Origin of the sequence: Streptomyces sp. L2 (assembly GCF_004124325.1) — a bacterium.
GTDB lineage: Bacteria > Actinomycetota > Actinomycetes > Streptomycetales > Streptomycetaceae > Streptomyces.
This window is the reverse complement of record NZ_QBDT01000001.1, coordinates 5375823-5392037: the sequence shown is the minus strand read 5'-3', so window position 1 is coordinate 5392037 and position 16215 is coordinate 5375823. Positions and strand designations below refer to the sequence as shown.

General features: G+C 71.8%; 9 protein-coding genes. 1 reads left to right on the top strand and 8 read right to left on the bottom strand.

The genetic code is table 11. The features are described 5' to 3' along the window. Positions 1–356 precede the first annotated feature (356 nt). The 5 genes from DBP14_RS24050 to DBP14_RS24030 form a co-directional block, all read right to left on the bottom strand. The gene (locus DBP14_RS24050; protein WP_129309203.1) at positions 357–4727 is read right to left on the bottom strand and encodes an Rne/Rng family ribonuclease; all 4371 of its coding nucleotides are present in this window, start codon (positions 4725–4727) and stop codon (positions 357–359) included. Between the two features lie 262 nt (positions 4728–4989). Further along, positions 4990–5784 (bottom strand): TIGR03936 family radical SAM-associated protein, encoded by a 795-nt coding sequence (locus tag DBP14_RS24045; RefSeq protein ID WP_129309202.1) that lies wholly within the window; start codon positions 5782–5784, stop codon positions 4990–4992. A gap of 46 nt (positions 5785–5830) precedes the next feature. Next, positions 5831–6697: a hypothetical protein gene (locus DBP14_RS24040; RefSeq protein ID WP_129309201.1), complete on the bottom strand. Its 867-nt coding sequence runs from the start codon at positions 6695–6697 to the stop codon at positions 5831–5833. Positions 6698–6770: 73 nt separating this feature from the next. Further along, the gene (gene dacB, locus DBP14_RS24035; protein WP_129309200.1) at positions 6771–8372 is read right to left on the bottom strand and encodes a D-alanyl-D-alanine carboxypeptidase/D-alanyl-D-alanine-endopeptidase; all 1602 of its coding nucleotides are present in this window, start codon (positions 8370–8372) and stop codon (positions 6771–6773) included. A gap of 89 nt (positions 8373–8461) precedes the next feature. After that, a complete protein-coding gene (locus DBP14_RS24030; RefSeq protein WP_129309199.1) occupies positions 8462–10093 on the bottom strand; it encodes a serine hydrolase in 1632 nt (543 codons plus the stop codon). Between the two features lie 235 nt (positions 10094–10328). Here DBP14_RS24030 and DBP14_RS24025 point away from each other — a divergent pair, with 235 nt between their 5' ends. Further along, positions 10329–11891, top strand: coding sequence for a recombinase family protein (locus DBP14_RS24025; protein WP_129312063.1), 1563 nt, complete (start codon positions 10329–10331; stop codon positions 11889–11891). A 39-nt stretch (positions 11892–11930) separates the two neighbouring features. On the opposite strand, the gene DBP14_RS36200 is transcribed toward DBP14_RS24025, so the two are convergent. The 3 genes from DBP14_RS36200 to DBP14_RS24010 all read right to left on the bottom strand — a co-directional run bounded on the left by DBP14_RS36200 (position 11931) and on the right by DBP14_RS24010 (position 16121). Further along, positions 11931–12071, bottom strand: a complete 141-nt coding sequence (locus tag DBP14_RS36200; RefSeq protein WP_241741019.1) for a hypothetical protein — start codon at positions 12069–12071, stop codon at positions 11931–11933. Positions 12072–12547: 476 nt separating this feature from the next. Next, the gene (locus tag DBP14_RS24015; RefSeq protein WP_129309198.1) at positions 12548–14506 is read right to left on the bottom strand and encodes a TIGR03960 family B12-binding radical SAM protein; all 1959 of its coding nucleotides are present in this window, start codon (positions 14504–14506) and stop codon (positions 12548–12550) included. Between the two features lie 91 nt (positions 14507–14597). Then, positions 14598–16121 (bottom strand): CYTH and CHAD domain-containing protein, encoded by a 1524-nt coding sequence (locus DBP14_RS24010; protein ID WP_129309197.1) that lies wholly within the window; start codon positions 16119–16121, stop codon positions 14598–14600. Between the last annotated feature and the right edge of the window lie 94 nt (positions 16122–16215).

The following is a 16215-nucleotide window of genomic DNA, read 5'->3' as shown; positions in this document are numbered from 1 at the left end:
ACGGCACCCCCGCAGGCCAGCCGCCCAGAAACGACATGGACGACCTCTTCCGGCCCGCACCGCCGCGAAGGCGCAGCGCCCGGAAGGAAGGAGGTTTACGGGGATGTGGCGTGCCACTCGACACGCCGACGGTCAAGGTTACGGGGCACGGCCGAGGGGGTCAAACCGGGCCCCGCGGCTGTGCGCCCGGTCACCCGGAACACGGCCTCAGGGGTGAGGGCGGGGCGCCTCACAGGTGAGGGCCGGGCGCCTCACGGCTGAGAGCCGGGCGCGCGGCCGGTCACCCGGCACACGACCTCATTGGTGAGAACCGGGCGTGCGGCCGGTCACGCCGGACCGGCCGCACGCCCCGCGTCTCAGGCCTCGTCGGCGGGCGCGGAGACCGTGGTGGTCTTCTTCGCCGCCGACTTCGCGGCGGCCGTCTTGGCGGTCTTGGCCGCCTTCTTGGCCGTCGTCTTCTTGGCGGCCGTCTTCTTGGCCGCGGTCTTCTTGGTGGCCGCCTTCTTCGCCGTGGCCTTCTTGGCCGCCTTGCGGGCGGTCTTCTTGGCCGGCGCGGCCTCCTGCTCCGCCTGGCCGGCCTCGTCGGCCTGGCCGTCCTGCTCCGGCGCGGCCGACGGGACGACCACGACGGCCGCCTCCTCGGACGCGGTCGGCGCGGTGGCCTTGCGGACCGCGCGACGGCGCGGGCGGGCCGGGGCGGCGCTCTCGGCGGGCGCCTCCGCGGCGGCGGCCGGTGCCGCGGGGGCCTCCGGCTGCTCCACCGGCACCTCGGCCGCGGGAGCGGTCTCGGCGACCGTCACCACGGCCGCCTCGGCCCCGGCGGGGGAACCGGCGGGCGCCGACACCTTCCGGGTCGCACGACGCCGCGTACGGCCCTTGGGGGCGGCCTCGTCGGCGGCCTGCGTCTCCGGAACCACCTGGTCCTCGGCGGCCACGGGCCCGGCCAGCGCCTCGGCGGCCGGCTCCGGTCGCACCGGGCCCGCCGCCGCCTCGGCGGTGACGTCCTGTGCGGTCGGAGCGGCGGCGGCCAGAGCGGACTCCGTCTTCGGGGCCTCGGCCTCGACGGCGGCGCCCTTGCGAGCCCTCGCCTTCCCCTTCGCCTTCGCGGAGTCGGCCTTCGGGGAGTCGGCCTGCTCCGCCGTCACCGGTTCGGCGGCCTTCGGCGCGCCCGCGGGGGCCGACGCACGACGGCTCGCCCGGCGCCGGCCACGGCCACGGGTGGCCGCCGCCTCCGCCTCGGCGACGCTGCTGTACAGCTCCTCGTCCGGCTCGAACTCCGGCGCGGGCAGCGCGACGGGCTCGGCCAGCTCGGCCGCGACCTCGACCGCGGTCTCGGTCGCCGGCTCCACGGCCTCACCGGTCTCCACGGCCACGGCAGCGGTCTCGTGCACGTGCTCGTGCTGGTCCGCCCCGTCGCCGCCCCGGCCGCCGCGCTTCTTGCGCTTGCCGCCACCACCGCCACCGGCGGCGGTCGGCTGCTCCATGTGGACGATGACGCCCCGGCCGTTGCAGTGCACGCAGGTCTCGGAGAACGACTCCAGCAGGCCCTGGCCGACCCGCTTGCGGGTCATCTGCACCAGGCCCAGCGAGGTCACCTCGGCCACCTGGTGCTTCGTACGGTCGCGGCCCAGGCACTCCAGCAGGCGGCGCAGCACCAGGTCGCGGTTGGACTCCAGGACCATGTCGATGAAGTCGATCACGATGATGCCGCCGAGGTCGCGCAGCCGCAGCTGGCGCACGATCTCCTCGGCCGCCTCCAGGTTGTTCCTGGTGACCGTCTCCTCCAGGTTGCCGCCCTGACCGGTGAACTTGCCGGTGTTGACGTCGACGACGACCATCGCCTCGGTCCGGTCGATCACCAGAGAGCCGCCGCTGGGCAGCCAGACCTTGCGGTCCAGGGCCTTGGCGAGCTGCTCGTCGATCCGGTACGTGGCGAAGACGTCGACCTCGGAGGTCCACTTCGACAGCCGGTCGGCCAGGTCGGGCGCGACGTGCGCGACGTAGCCGTGGATCGTCTCCCAGGCCTCGTCACCGCTGACGACGACCTTGGAGAAGTCCTCGTTGAAGATGTCCCGCACGACCCGGACGGTCATGTCCGGCTCGCCGTACAGCAGCGAAGGCGCACTTGAGCTGCCGCCGTTCTTGGCCTTCTTCTGGATGTCCTCCCACTGCGCCTGCAGCCGCTCGACGTCCCGGCGCAGCTCCTCCTCGCTCGCGCCCTCGGCGGCGGTGCGCACGATGACGCCCGCGTCCTCGGGGACGACCTTCTTGAGGATGGTCTTCAGCCGGGCCCGCTCGGTGTCGGGCAGCTTGCGGCTGATGCCTGTCATCGAGCCCTCGGGGACGTACACGAGGTAACGGCCCGGCAGCGAGACCTGGCTGGTCAGACGGGCACCCTTGTGACCGATCGGGTCCTTCGTGACCTGCACGAGCACGGACTGGCCCGACTTCAGGGCGGACTCGATGCGGCGCGGCCCGTTGGCCATGCCGAGCGCCTCGAAGTTGACCTCACCGGCGTACAGGACGGCGTTGCGGCCCTTGCCGATGTCGATGAAGGCGGCCTCCATCGACGGCAGGACGTTCTGCACCTTGCCCAGGTAGACGTTGCCGACGTACGACGTCGACTGCTCCTTGTTGACGTAGTGCTCGACGAGGACGTTGTCCTCCAGGACGCCGATCTGCGTGCGGTCGCCGTGCTGACGGACGACCATGACGCGCTCGACGGCCTCGCGCCGGGCCAGGAACTCGGCCTCGGTGATGATCGGCACCCGCCGGCGGCCCTGCTCGCGGCCCTCGCGGCGGCGCTGCTTCTTCGCCTCCAGACGGGTCGAGCCCTTGATGGACTGCACCTCGTCGGACGGCTCGGTGGCCTTGCGGGGTTCGCGGACCTTGACGACCGTACGCTCCGGGTCGTCGGCGGACGCCTCGCCCTCGCCCGTGCCGTCCCCGGCACGGCGGCGACGGCGCCGGCGGCGACGGCTCCCGGCGCTGGACCCGCCGAACTCCTCGCCGCGCGCGTCCTCGGCGTCCTCTTCCTCCTGCTCGGCGGTGTCCTCGGCGTCCTGCGCGGCCTGCTCGGCGGCCGCGTCCTCGCCCTCGACGCCCTCGTCGTCGGCGGCCTCACCACGCCGGCGGCGACGGCCGCCCCGGCGGCGACGGCGGCGCGAACCGGACTCCTCGTAGCCCTCGGCGCCCTCGCCGTCCTCGCCGTCCTGCGCCTCTTCGGCGTCCTCGGCGTCCTCCGCGCCGGCGGAGTCCTGCGGCTCCTCCTCGGCGACGGCCTCCGCGGCCTGGGTCTCCTCGGCCCGGTCGGCGCCCTTACGGCGACGGCGGCGGCGCGAACCGGACTCGGCCCGCTCCTCGGCCTGCTCCGTCTGTTCCGCCTGCTCCCGGGGCTCCTCCACGTCGGCGGCCTCGGCGGCGGCCTCCGCGGCGGCCCGCTCCGGGGTCTGGAACCTGGGCTCGGTGAACACCGGCGGCTGGAACACGGCCACGGCGGGCCGGGCCGGCCGGCGCGACGACTCGTCCTCGCCCGCCTCGGCGCTCCCGCCGCGCTTGGCGGCGGAGGTCTGCGCGGGCTCGGCGAACCCGGTCGCGGCCTGCCGCACGGCCCGACGCCGGCGACGCGGGGCCGCACCCTCCTCGGGGGCCTGCTCCGCCTCGGCGGCGGCAGGCTCGGCGGGGGCAGATCCGGCGCGCTGCGCGGCCCGCGTGGGCTCGGTGGGCTCGGTGATCTCGGCCTCCTCGGCGGTCCCGGCGGCGTCCTCGGCCGGCTCGGCGACATCGGCGGCGGGCGCGGAGACCCGGCGCGTGGCACGACGACGCGTCCGGCGCGGCGCCTCCTCGTCGGTGGCGGCAGCGGTGGGCGCGGCGGTAGCCGCCTCGGCCTCACCGGCCTCCTCGGACTGCGCGGGCTGCGCGGCGGCCTCCGGTACGACTGTCTCGGCGGCCTCGGTGGCCGCGGGCGCCCCGGCGGGCGCGGACGCGCGGCGGGTGGCCCGGCGACGGGTGCGACCGGCGGGCGCGGTCTCCGCCTCGACGGCGGGCGCGGCCTCCACGGCGGCGGTCTCCACGGCGGGAGCCTCGGCCTCGGTGCCGGCCTCAGATACCTCGGTGGTCTGCGGTGCGCCGGCGGGCGCGGACGCGCGGCGCGTGGCCCGGCGGCGCGGACGCGCGGCGGGTTCGGCCTCGGTCACGCTCTCGGCGCTTCCGGCCTGGGCGGCCTTCTCCGTCTGGGCGTCGTCAGCGGCACCGGCGGCCACCGTCTCGGCCGTCTCTGGCGCCCCGGCAGGGGCGGAGGCGCGCCGGGTGGCGCGACGGCGGGTACGGGCGGCGGGCGCCGGCTCCTCCGCGACTGCCTCGGGCTGGGCCTCGGCGGCGGCCGGTACGACCGTCTCGGCGGTCTCGGCGGCGGCCGAAGGCGCTCCCGCCGGGGCGGACGCACGGCGCGTGGCCCGGCGGCGGGTACGAGCGGCCGGTGCCGGCTCCTCGGCCGGAACACCGGTCTGCGGCTCGGCGGCCTGGGCCGCCACGGCCGCGGTCTCCTCCGCCTCCTCGCCAGTCTCGGCGATGTAGTCGCCCTCGGCGGCCGGTATGGCCGGCGTGGCCTCCACCCCGGCGGGCGGACCCGCCGGCCGGGAGGCGGCACGGCGACGCCTGCGCGGCGGCAGGGTGTCGCTCGGGGTGTTGAGTTCGGAACCCTCTGCGGGTTCGGTCGGCTCGAGCATGCGGGCGTTTCTCCCGTCAGGCTCCCGGGCGCCGCGCCTGGTCCGGCGTCGGTCGCGTGGACCGAACGCCGTTGACGTCCGCGGCCCGCGCGATGCGCGATGGCCGCCGTCCGGGGCGCGGGCGCCGCACGGGAGCTCTCTGTGTCCTGTCTCGCCGGTTCCGTACGCCTTGTTGTGCACGGCCTGGCGAAAGTCTTCTGGTCGGTGCGCTGCCCGACCCAGGTGGCTCCCGAGTACGAGGGCTGCGCTACGACGTCCGTCCCTACGCGGAACCTTCCGGCGTCGGCGCCGTCGCGGCGGCAGCCGGTGCGGCCATGGGGGCCGGGGCTGCCTCGCGGTCGGGCGCGAGCGGGTCGGTCACCGTGCCGGTCTCTTCATCGAGCAGCCCCTGCGCCAGCCTGGTCACCGCTGCGGGGACCGGCGGCGCCAGGTCGGCCACGGCGCGGAGACCGGACAGGACGTCGTCGGGTCGTACGGCAGGCGTCACGTGCCGAACAACCAGCCGCAGTATCGCACAGGGCTGGTCCGTCGGCCTATCAGCCCGCGAACTGTGCGTTTCCGCACCGGGCAGGCTCTCCAGGCCCACCACGGCGGGGCGGGCGTCGAACGTGCGGACGCCGTTCTTGGTCATCCGCTGCACCTCGACGGTCTCGGCCTTGGTGAAGGCCTCGACCGCGCGCGCGGCGTCGATGGGGTCGACGCCGTCCAGCCGGAGCTCCCAGACGGAGGCGGTGAGCCGGTCGGCGAGGCCCGAGGTGCGGGCCTCGACCGCGTCGACGACGTCGAGCCCGGGGGGCAGCGACTCGTCGAGGAGGGCGCGCAGGGTCTCGGGGTCGCGCGGTGCGGTGAGCGCGATCTCCAGAAACTCCGCCTCACTGCCCGTGCCGGTGGGTGCGGCATTGGCGTACGACACCTTCGGGTGCGGGGTGAACCCCGCCGAGTAGGCCATGGGCACCTCGGCGCGGCGCAGCGCACGCTCGAAGGCGCGCTGGAAGTCTCGGTGGCTGGTGAACCTCAGGCGGCCGCGCTTGGTGTAGCGCAGTCGGATGCGCTGCACCGCGGGTGCGGGCGGCGGGCCTTCGGGCTGTCGCTTGCCCAGTGTCCTAGTCCTTCGTGAGAGGGGTCGTACTCCTCTCAAGAGTACGTGTCTCCGGGCCCGAGGGTTCCCGCCGGCCGACCGGTTCCGGCTTCCGGGGGGTGCCGAACAGCATCCGGCCGAGGTCGGCGCGGGCCTGCCGGGCGCTCTCGCGGACGGCGGCCAGCACCTGCCTCGTGGCCCGTCCCGCCACGCGCGCGGCACCGGCGACGGGGCGCAGCACGAGGTCCCGTACGACATGGCCGACAGGCGTGAGGACCGTCCGGTACGCCCAGCGCGCGGGCTCCACGAAGATCCACCGGAAGAGGGTCCCGATGACCCGGCCGACGGCCCGCGCGACCCGGCCGGCGACCCGCCAGGCGTGCCCGAGCGCCGCGCCGATCTCGCGGGCGACGACGGCGACGACGCGCCACACGGGCTTCAGGACCCATCGCCACAGGGCGAGCGCGGGCAGCACGAGCAGGATGCGGCCGGTCCAGTAGAGGGCTGCGCCGATGCCGCGCAGGATCGCGCGGAGGCCGCAGGCGAGCAGGCCGCCGAGCCACACCAGGGCGCGCCCGACCGGTGCGAGCAGCCACCTCAGGGCGTGGCCCACGGGAGTGAGCACGTGGACGTACATCCAGACGAGGGCGCGGCCCAGCGGGGCGAGCAGATACCGGTACAGCCCGTACAGCACCCAGCCGGTCACCCGTCCGACGGGGGCGACCAGATACCGCCACAGGAACTCCAGTACGACGCCGAGCGCGTCCCACGCGAGCCGCACCGGCAGGACCACCAGGAACGTCAGGACGCGCAGCGGGATCCGCAGGGCGACGACGAGACACCCCTCGGGAGCCTGCGGCTGCGGCGGGGACGGCGACTTCTGGAGTTCCATGCCGAGAGAGACGCGGCGGACGGTACGACCGGATCCCGCGACCGGTCACCATATGGCCACGGCACGGAAACGCTCAGGGGCTGCTGGACTCCGACTTCGCTCCGTCCTGCTGGAGGAGCGCGGAAATCTGCGCCACGTCGGAGGCGATGGACAGCACCGCGTCCTCCGAGTCCACGAGGGCGTCGTTGAACATCACGGCGAACAGCTGGTAATGGCCGCCGCCGACGTCCAGGTACCCGGCCATCGCACGGGCGTTGACCAACGCCTGACCGGTGAGGGCGTCGCCGGTCGCGCGGGTGCCGGTCTTGGCGAACACCTTGCCCTTGGACGGGCTGTCCGTACCGAACAGCGCCAGGTCACCGCTGCTGCCGAGCACGGGCAGCGCCTCCCGGAACTCCTTGGCCTCCGGCCGGGTCGTCCAGTACTTCAGCAACGGGATGAAGGCGCTGGGGGTGAACAGGTCGGCGTCGACCCCGCCCTGCCCGTCTCCTTGGGACGCCTGGGCCGGGTCGACGCCGACCTTGTCGTCGAAGGCGTGGATGGAGGCGAAGCCGTCCTCGCAGTTCGTGCTGCCGCGCTGGACGGCGAGCATGCACACCATCAGGTCCGCGCCCAGGTTGTGGCTGACCTTCAGGATCAGCGTGGCCTCCTGCGAGAAGGGCGCGGAGACCAGCTTGGCGACGGGGTCGCCGCTCGGCTTGCGGGCCGGGGGCGCCGGATCGGGGCCGGTCGCGTCGGCGTCCACGGTGACGCCCGCCCGGTCCAGGGCCTCGATGAACGCGGTGCGGGCGAACGCCGCCGGGTCCGGGACCTGCGCGATGGCCAGCCACGGGTCGGCGTCGGCGGCCAACGTCCCGGTCACCTTGATGACGCCGTCGTCCCCCATGGTGGCGGTGATATTGGTGGGCTTGCCCTTCGCGACGGTCTTCACGTCGTACGACACCGAGTTCCGCGCGGTCTGCGGGCGCCAGGTGAACTTGGCCTTCTGGCCGGGGGTGGTGGGGGTGCTGAGGATGTCGATGACGTTGTCGTTGATGATGACCGGCGTCGGGTCCGTGGTGAGTTCGGGGTCCGGCCGGAACAGCCGGTCGTCGACGACGACGTCCCCCTTGACGTGAGTGATCCCGGCGTCCCGCACCTGCTTGGCCAGGCTGTCCAGGCCGGCCAGCGGGTTCTCCGGGGTCAGCGTGGCATGGCCGGGCACGGCGTTGGCGTAGGTGTGGTCGACGGGCCGGTAGTCGAGCGTGCCGTCCGGCTTGGTCCGGCCGCCCATCGTCAGGTCGCCCGAGCCGACCAGCACCAGGTTCCCGTCGAGCGCCCCGGAGTCGACCTTCCCCTGCGCGTACACCGGCGTGGTGGTGCGGTGGTCGCTGCCGAACGTGTCCCAGGCGGTCGACAGCGTGAACAGCTTGGTCGTCGAGCCGGGCGTGAACAGCCGCTCGGGGTTCAGCGAGGTGACGGTACGCCCGCTGTCCTGGTCGACCACCAGGATCCCGAACTGCCCGTGCCGGTACTCCGGCTTGTCCATGATCTTCTGGATCCGCGGATCGACGGGATTCCCGGCCGCGTCGGCGGCCCCCACACTGCACCCGCTGGTCGCCGCCGCCAGCAGCACCGCGCACAGCCCCACCACTCCGTACACGAGCCGCGCCCGGCCCCTTCTAGGTATCGCCATACAGCCGAGCCTGACAGCGGCCCGGGGAGCCGGCACTCCGGGCGACCCGTCCGGGTGGCGGCGGGGCCGCGCGGAGAACCTCAGCGACCTCAGCGGGTGAAGGTGCCCAGTTTGTTGGCGTCGAGGTGCTCGATGGTGACGCTCGTGGCCTTGCCGGAGCGGGTGTGGAAGGTGACGCCGGAGAGGCCGACGGCGTTCTCGCCCCGGGTCTGGTAGCTGAACGTGTCGCCCGTGTAGTGCGTCAGGGGGAACGACATCTTGTCCGGGCCCAGCGTCATGCTGAAGTGGCCCTTGTCGTCACTCGTGACGGTGAGCGGGCCGTAGTAGTCGTTGGCGTAGGTGCCCGTGTAGACGTCGTCGGCCTTGGCGGGTGTGGCGTTCTTGGGCGGCTTGGCGTAGTTCGTCGGGGAGATGCCCGTGTACGCGGCGGCCTGCACCACCTTCCGGTAGAACGGCAGCCAGTCGACGGTCTGCCTGCCGTTCTGGGCGATGTCGAGGAACGCGGCGGACACCGCCTCGGGCACGCCGATGGGCTGTCCGTTCGTCAGCACGACGATGCCGAGCCGTTCGCCGGGCAGCAGCGTCACCGAGGTCGCGGCGCCCAGCTCGAAGGCACCGGAATGGCTGAGGCGCAGCCGGCCCAGTTCGTCGTAGCGGACGTTCCAGCCGAGCCCGTAGAAGCCGGGCTCCCCGGCCGACGCGAGCGGGGGCGAGGCGATCGAGTGCGGGACGCGGGTCTCGTTCAGGGCGGCCGCGTCGATCACCTGCTTCCCGTCGAACTTCCCGTCGTCCAGCTGGAGGCGCATCCACTTGTCGAGGTCGTCGACGCTCGAACTGGCGCCGCCCGCGGGTGCCTGGCTGTCGGCGTTCTCCGTGGTGGAGCGCTTCCAGTGGCCGTCGACCTCGACGTGGGCGGACGCCTTGTCGCCGGCCTTGTCGTAGTCGGCGCGCTCGTAGCTGGAGTGGTCCATGCCCAGCGGCTCGAACAGCGTCTTGTCCGCCAGCTTCGGCCAGCTTGTCTTCGCCGCGCCGGCCACCGTCTCCCCCGCCTCGGTGAGGCCGTAGTTGGTGTAGGCGTAGCTGGCCCGGAACGGGGTGAGCGGTTCCAGCCGCAGCCGGTGGAGGATGTCGTCGCGCGAGTACCCCAGGTCCTGGAGCAGGTCACCGGCGTGGTCGGGCAGTCCACTGCGGTGCGAGAACAGGTCGGCGACCGTCACATTGCCGGTCACGTACGAGTCCTTGAGCGCGAACCCCGAATCGTGCGAGGCGATCCGCTCGTCCCATCCGATGACCTTCTGCCCCACGGCCCCGGACACCACAGTCGACGCCAGCGGCTTGGACAGCGACGCCAGCTGGAACACCGTCCCCGAGTCGACCTTGGCGCTCTTGCCCAGCTCACGGACGCCGAAGCCCTTGTGGTACACGACCTTGTCCCGGTACACGACACCCACGGCGACACCGGGCACCCCGGTGTCCCGCATGGCGTTCTCCACCAGCCCGTCGAGCTTGCCGACAGCCGTGTTCACCTGGGCCTCGGTCAGCTGGGGCGGCGGCTGCCTCGGTGGCGTGGCCGCGAGCGAGGCGGTGGGCGACGGACTGTCGGCGGCCGCATCCATCCCGGCGCACCCCGGCACGGCGAGCCCGAGCACCCCGAGGTACACCCCGGCGACGCCCATCCGCCCCCGCCGGCCCAGCCTTCTCCCGCGACTCCGACCCGCCATGATCCAACACCTCGCGCTCCAGAGCCCACAGGGCCACGCCCGGCCTTCGCTCCATCCTCACCACCCCGCCGAACCCCGGCACCCGGACTTCGCCAAGCGGGTGAGGAGCGGCCGCATGCCTGGATAGTGGTGTCCTTCTGGAATACATGGAAAAACAATGAAAATTGGGCCTAGCGTGATCGCTATGAGGAAACGAGCACAGCGGAAAATTGCGGCAGACCGCGCGGCCAGCACCGTGGAAGCCCACTGGACCGCAGCCGACCTCGCGCTGTTGGAGGAGCTGAAGCGGGCTGAGGCCCTGCTTCCCGAGGATGCTCCTCGGGCACTCCTGTCGATCCGGTTATCGGTTTTGACGGACGAGACGACGTCCCCTGCACGTCAGGAGCTCGATCTCCGCGTCCTCGCCAGAGAACGGGGGTGCCGAGTCATTGGTGTCGCTTCGGATCTCAATGTGTCGGCGACGAAGGTTCCGCCATGGAAACGCAAGGAACTCGGCGACTGGTTGAACAACCGCTCCCCCGAGTTCGACGAGATCCTGTTCTGGCAGCTCGATCGCTTCGTACGTCGCCTGTCCGATCTCTCGATGATGATCGAGTGGAGCCGGAAGCGCGGAAAGAACCTGGTGTCGAAGAACGACAGCCTTGACCTCACGACGCCGGCCGGAAAGTTCATGGTCACGATCATCGGTGGCGTCGCCGAGATCGAAGCGGCCAACACCTCCACGCGCGTCACAAGCCTGTGGGACTACGCGAGGTCTCAGGAAAACTGGCTCGTCGGGAAGCCGACGTACGGCTACGTCACGGACGAGGACGACACGGGGAAGGTCGTTCTCGCCGTCGATCCCGAGGCGCACAAGGCCCTGCACTGGGCTCGGCGGATGGCGCTGCGGGGACGCTCGGCCCGGTTCATGGTGCGCTGCCTTAAGCGGTCGGGCCTCATGAGCCAAGGGCTCACCGTGGCGACGCTACTCCGCCGCCTCCGCAACCCCGCACTCCTCGGCTACCGCGTGGAGCAGGACAGGAACGGGGGACAGCGACGTTCGAAGCCAGTACTCGGCAGGGATGGCAGCCCGATCAGAATCGCTCCCCCTGTCTTCACCGAAGAGGAGTTTCAGACCCTCGGCGCCGCTCTCGACAAACGCAAGAAGAACCAGCCTCCGCGCCGTGTCGGTGGAGCGACACAGTTCCTCGGGGTCCTCCTGTGCGCCGACTGCAAGACGAACATGACGGTTCAGATCACGAACAACACGCACGGGACTTACCAGTACCTGCGGTGCCGCAACTGCAAGAGCGGCGGCCTCGGAGCACCCAACCCCGAGCGGGTCTACCAGCGCCTGGTGGAAGACGTGCTCAAGGTTCTCGGTGACTTCCCCGTCGAGGTTCGCCAGTACGCGGAGGGTACGGAGGCACGAAGGGAGATCAAGCGCCTGCAGGAGTCCGTCGCTTCGCATATGAAGGAGCTGGAACCCGGGGGCCGGTATACGAGGACACAGTTCACAAAGGAGCAGGCGGAGGCAACACTCGACAGGTTCATCACGGAACTCGGAGCGATCGACCCGGAGACCACGAAGGACCGATGGGTCAACATCGACGGCGGCAAGACGTTCCGTGAGCACTGGCAGGAAGGCGGCATGGAGGCCATGTCCGCGGACCTGCACCGGGTCGGAATCCGCTGTGAGGTCACCCGCGCGAAGGTGCCGAAAATCCGGGCCCCTGAGGTTTACCTCCGACTACTGATCCCGAAGGACGTACGCGAACGCCTAGTGATCCGAGAGGACGATTTCGCGCGAACCGTCTGATTCCGGCACGTAAAAAGGCCACCTGGGACGTCAGAAGGATCAGCTGATCGCGACTCCGGGGATGAAGGCCACGATTCCGGACAGGAAGCTACCGACCGCGGCCAGCGTGACGAGGGTGGCCTTACCGTCCGAGAACAGCCCGGAGCAGAACTCGCGCACTTGACGTCGAAGGATGAGCATCTTGAGCTTCTGCCAGCGGTGTTGGCGGATATGACAGCCCAGGAGGAGGCCGGTCGCGTTGTTCCGGCAGCCGTCCTCCCTGCCCCTGACAGGTGCCCCGCACGTCACGGGTGCTTGGAAGAACACCAAATGAGGACCAGAGCAGACAGCGCAGCCACGATCGGCGGCCCTGCCGCCTTGTTGATCCACGCAGCGATCAACAGCGCGGCGACGATCACGCCCCACCACTGTCTCAAGCCACCGAGCCGACTGCTCCTTGCTCTTGCCCCCGAAGTCGCCATGTCCTTCATAGTGACGGGACGGGGGAGGATGCGTGCTGGGTCTTGGTTAGTTGACCGAAAAGTAGCTCAGTGCGGCTGACGTCCGACGTGCACGCTTTGGTCCCTGGATGGATGGACCAGGGACCACCAAGACGGCTCGTCCTCGTGAGCGCGGCTACCGCTCACTTCCTCGTCGGCTCGGCACCGGCGCTTGTTTCAGCTGGTCGGAGTCGACTTCTTGACGGTCAGCGGGAGCAGCTTCTTGCCGGTCGGGCCGATCTGGATGGAGGTGGACAGTTGAGGACACACCCCGCAGTCGAAGCACGGGGTCCAGCGGCAGTCGTCGACCTCTGTTTCGTCGAGGGCGTCCTGCCAGTCCTCCCAGAGCCAGTCCTTGTCGAGGCCGGAGTCGAGGTGGTCCCAGGGGAGGACTTCCTCGTAGGTGCGCTCGCGGGTGGTGTACCAGTCGACGTCGACGCCGGAGGGGGCGAGGGCCTTGTCGGCGCAGGCCATCCAGCGGTCGTAGGAGAAGTGCTCGCGCCAGCCGTCGAAGCGGCCGCCGTCGTCGTAGACGGCGCGGATGACGGCGCCGAGGCGGCGGTCGCCGCGGGAGAGGAGGCCCTCGACGATGCCGGGCTTGCCGTCGTGGTAGCGGAAGCCGATCGAGCGGCCGTACTTCTTGTCGCCGCGGATCTTGTCGCGGAGCTTGGCGAGGCGCTCGTCGGTCTCGGCGGCGGAGAGCTGGGGCGCCCACTGGAAGGGGGTGTGGGGCTTGGGCACGAAGCCGCCGATGGAGACCGTGCAGCGGATGTCGTTGGAGCCGGAGACCTCGCGGCCCTTGGCGATGACCCGGGTGGCCATGTCGGCGATCTGCAGGACGTCGTCGTCGGTCTCGGTCGGCAGGCCGCACATGAAGTACAGCTTCACCTGCCGCCAGCCGTTGCCGTAGGCGGTGGCGACGGTGCGGATGAGGTCGTCCTCCGAGACCATCTTGTTGATGACCTTGCGGATGCGCTCGGAGCCGCCCTCGGGGGCGAAGGTCAGGCCGGAGCGGCGGCCGTTGCGGGTCAGCTCGTTGGCCAGGTCGATGTTGAACGCGTCGACGCGGGTGGAGGGCAGCGAGAGGCCGATCTTGTCGTCCTCGTAGCGGTCGGCCAGGCCCTTGGCGATGTCGCCGATCTCGGTGTGGTCGGCGGAGGACAGGGAGAGGAGGCCGACCTCCTCGAAGCCGGTCGCCTTCAGGCCCTTGTCGACCATCTCGCCGATGCCCGTGATGGAGCGCTCGCGCACCGGGCGCGTGATCATGCCGGCCTGGCAGAAGCGGCAGCCGCGCGTGCAGCCGCGGAAGATCTCCACCGACATGCGCTCGTGGACCGTCTCGGCGAGCGGGACCAGCGGCTGCTTGGGGTACGGCCACTCGTCCAGGTCCATGACGGTGTGCTTGGAGACCCGCCAGGGGACGCCGCTCTTGTTGGGGACCACGCGGCCGATGCGGCCGTCGGGGAGGTACTCGACGTCGTAGAAGGCGGGGATGTAGACCCCGCCGGTCTTCGCGAGGCGGAACAGGACCTCCTCGCGGCCGCCGGGGCGCCCCTCGGCCTTCCACTCGCGGATGATCCGCGTCATGTCGAGGACGGCCTGCTCGCCGTCGCCGATGACCGCCGCGTCGATGAAGTCGGCGATCGGCTCGGGGTTGAACGCCGCGTGGCCGCCGGCCAGGACGATCGGGTCGTCCAGCGTGCGGTCCCTGGACTCCAGCGGGATGCCGGCCAGGTCCAGGGCGGTGAGCATGTTGGTGTAGCCCAGCTCGGTGGAGAAGGACAGGCCGAACACGTCGAAGGCCTTCACCCGGCGGTGGCTGTCGACGGTGAACTGCGGGACGCCGTGCTCCCGCATCAGCGCCTCCAGGTCGGGCCACACGCTGTAGGTGCGCTCGGCGAGGACGCCGTCCTGTTCGTTGAGCACCTCGTAGAGGATCTGCACGCCCTGGTTGGGCAAGCCGACCTCGTAGGCGTCCGGGTACATCAGTGCCCAGCGCACGTCACAGGAGTCCCACTCCTTGACCGTGGAGTTCAGTTCTCCGCCGACGTACTGGATGGGCTTCTGCACATGCGGGAGCAGCGCTTCAAGCTGCGGAAACACAGACTCAACAGCCTCGGCGGCTTCGGCAGGCATCTCGCGGACCTTCGTGAGCTGACAGGGGTGACCATCTAGCGTAACCCGGACGGCGGCCCTCCCCCGCACGGTCTGCTGCCACGGTCAGCCGTCAGCCGTACGCCCCCGAGCGGATCCGTTCCCAGGCCGCGGGCAGATCCGCCTCGGCCGCCGCGGCCCGGGCCTCCTGTCCGCCGTACAGCACCCCGTACGTGAACGTGCTCTCCCCCGCCGCGTGCGCCACCGCGGCCAGCTCGCGCAGGGTACGGCGGGCCATGACGCCGTCCTGGTGGTCACCGAGGAGGGTGGTCAAGGCCTTGGCGGCGCGGGCGAGGGCGTCCGCCGGATCACCGAGGGCGGGGGCGGCCGCCTCGGCCGCGTACCGGGTGCGCTTGGCCTTCTTGCGAGCCTCGTGCAGGGCGAGGTCGCGTTCCTCGCCGGGCGGCCGGGCGATGGCCCGTTCGACCAGTCCGGCGAGCTTCGCCACGTCCTCGCGTACGGCCTTGTCCAGCACCTTCTCCGGTTTCTTCGCGGCGGCCCGGCGCAGGGGCGGGTCGGTGAGGAGGGCGTCCAGGGTGTCGAGGAGGGTCAGGTAGCGGCGGGAGTCGAGTACGGCGGTGACGTGCCCGTGGGTGCTGTGGTGCCGGGCGCGGGCCCAGGTGCCGAGGCGGTCCTGGACGGGGCCGTGGACCAGGTGGGGCGGCAGCGCGTCGAGGGCGGACGTCAGGCGTTCGGCCAGCACTTCCTGGTCCCGGTCGACGCCCAGCTCGCCGGCCAGCCACTTCAGCTCGACGGCGACCTGGGCGGTGGCGGTGCGGTCGAGGACCGCGCGGAAGGTGCGCAGGGTGCCGCGTGCCCGGCGGGTGGCGACCCGCATCCGGTGCACGGAGTCGGGTACGTCCCGGCGGACGGCGGGATCCAGCGCGACGAGTGCGTCGCGCTGGGCGCGGAGGTAGCGCAGGACGTGGTCGCCCGCCGTGGCCGGGGGCTTGGACGCCTTGTCTTTCGGTGCCTTGCGGCGGCCGGTGGTACGGCGGTCTTCGCTGGTCTCCGTCAGGGCGCGGGCCAGCTTCGACGCCGAGGCGGAAGGGCGTACGCCCGCCTTGCGCAGCCGCTTCTCCACCTGGTCGAGGAAGGCCGGGTCACCGCCGTCGGCGAGTTCGACCTCGATCTCGGTCCACTGGGCCGTGCCGCCCGCTGCGGTGAGCCGGTCCGCCGTCACCGTGTCGACACTGGCCTCCGCGAGGAGGGTGCCGTCGGCGTCGACGAGGTGGCGCACGTCGCGGGCCGAGCGGAGCCGGACGACCGGGATCAGCTCGGCGCCCCGGACCCGGGAGCGGACCAGGGCGGCGATGCCGTCGGGGACGGTGTCGGAGAGGGGCGCCTGGATCTCGTCCCGGACGCCGGGGGCGACCGGGAACTTCAGGTGCCAGCCGGCGTCCGCGCCTCCGGTGCGGCGGCGCAGGGTGAGGGACGCGGCGGTCAGTCTCTGGTCGGGGGTGTCGTAGTAGGTGGCGTCCAGCTCGACCAGGCCCTTGTCGAGCACGGCCGCGATGCCGGCGGTGCCGGTCAGGTCGGGGAGGCCGCTGTCGCTGGACTCGTATTTGCGCTCGATCTCACGGTGGGCTTCCGCCATGAATCGACCATAGTTCTGCTGGTCGTTGGCATCCAGCCTGCCGGCGTGAGGTTCGCCCTATGGCGCGTGGGTCGCCTGCGGGCCGGTGGGGGCT

Excerpts from the sequence above, each read along its gene's own strand:
- dacB (WP_129309200.1), bottom strand. The coding sequence starts at position 8,372 with ATGGCGATACCTAGAAGGGGCCGGGCGCGGCTCGTGTACGGAGTGGTG.
- DBP14_RS24015 (WP_129309198.1), bottom strand. The coding sequence starts at position 14,506 with ATGCCTGCCGAAGCCGCCGAGGCTGTTGAGTCTGTGTTTCCGCAGCTT.
- DBP14_RS24050 (WP_129309203.1), bottom strand. The coding sequence starts at position 4,727 with ATGCTCGAGCCGACCGAACCCGCAGAGGGTTCCGAACTCAACACCCCG.
- DBP14_RS36200 (WP_241741019.1), bottom strand. The coding sequence starts at position 12,071 with ATGCTCATCCTTCGACGTCAAGTGCGCGAGTTCTGCTCCGGGCTGTTC.
- DBP14_RS24030 (WP_129309199.1), bottom strand. The coding sequence starts at position 10,093 with ATGGCGGGTCGGAGTCGCGGGAGAAGGCTGGGCCGGCGGGGGCGGATG.
- DBP14_RS24010 (WP_129309197.1), bottom strand. The coding sequence starts at position 16,121 with ATGGCGGAAGCCCACCGTGAGATCGAGCGCAAATACGAGTCCAGCGAC.
- DBP14_RS24040 (WP_129309201.1), bottom strand. The coding sequence starts at position 6,697 with ATGGAACTCCAGAAGTCGCCGTCCCCGCCGCAGCCGCAGGCTCCCGAG.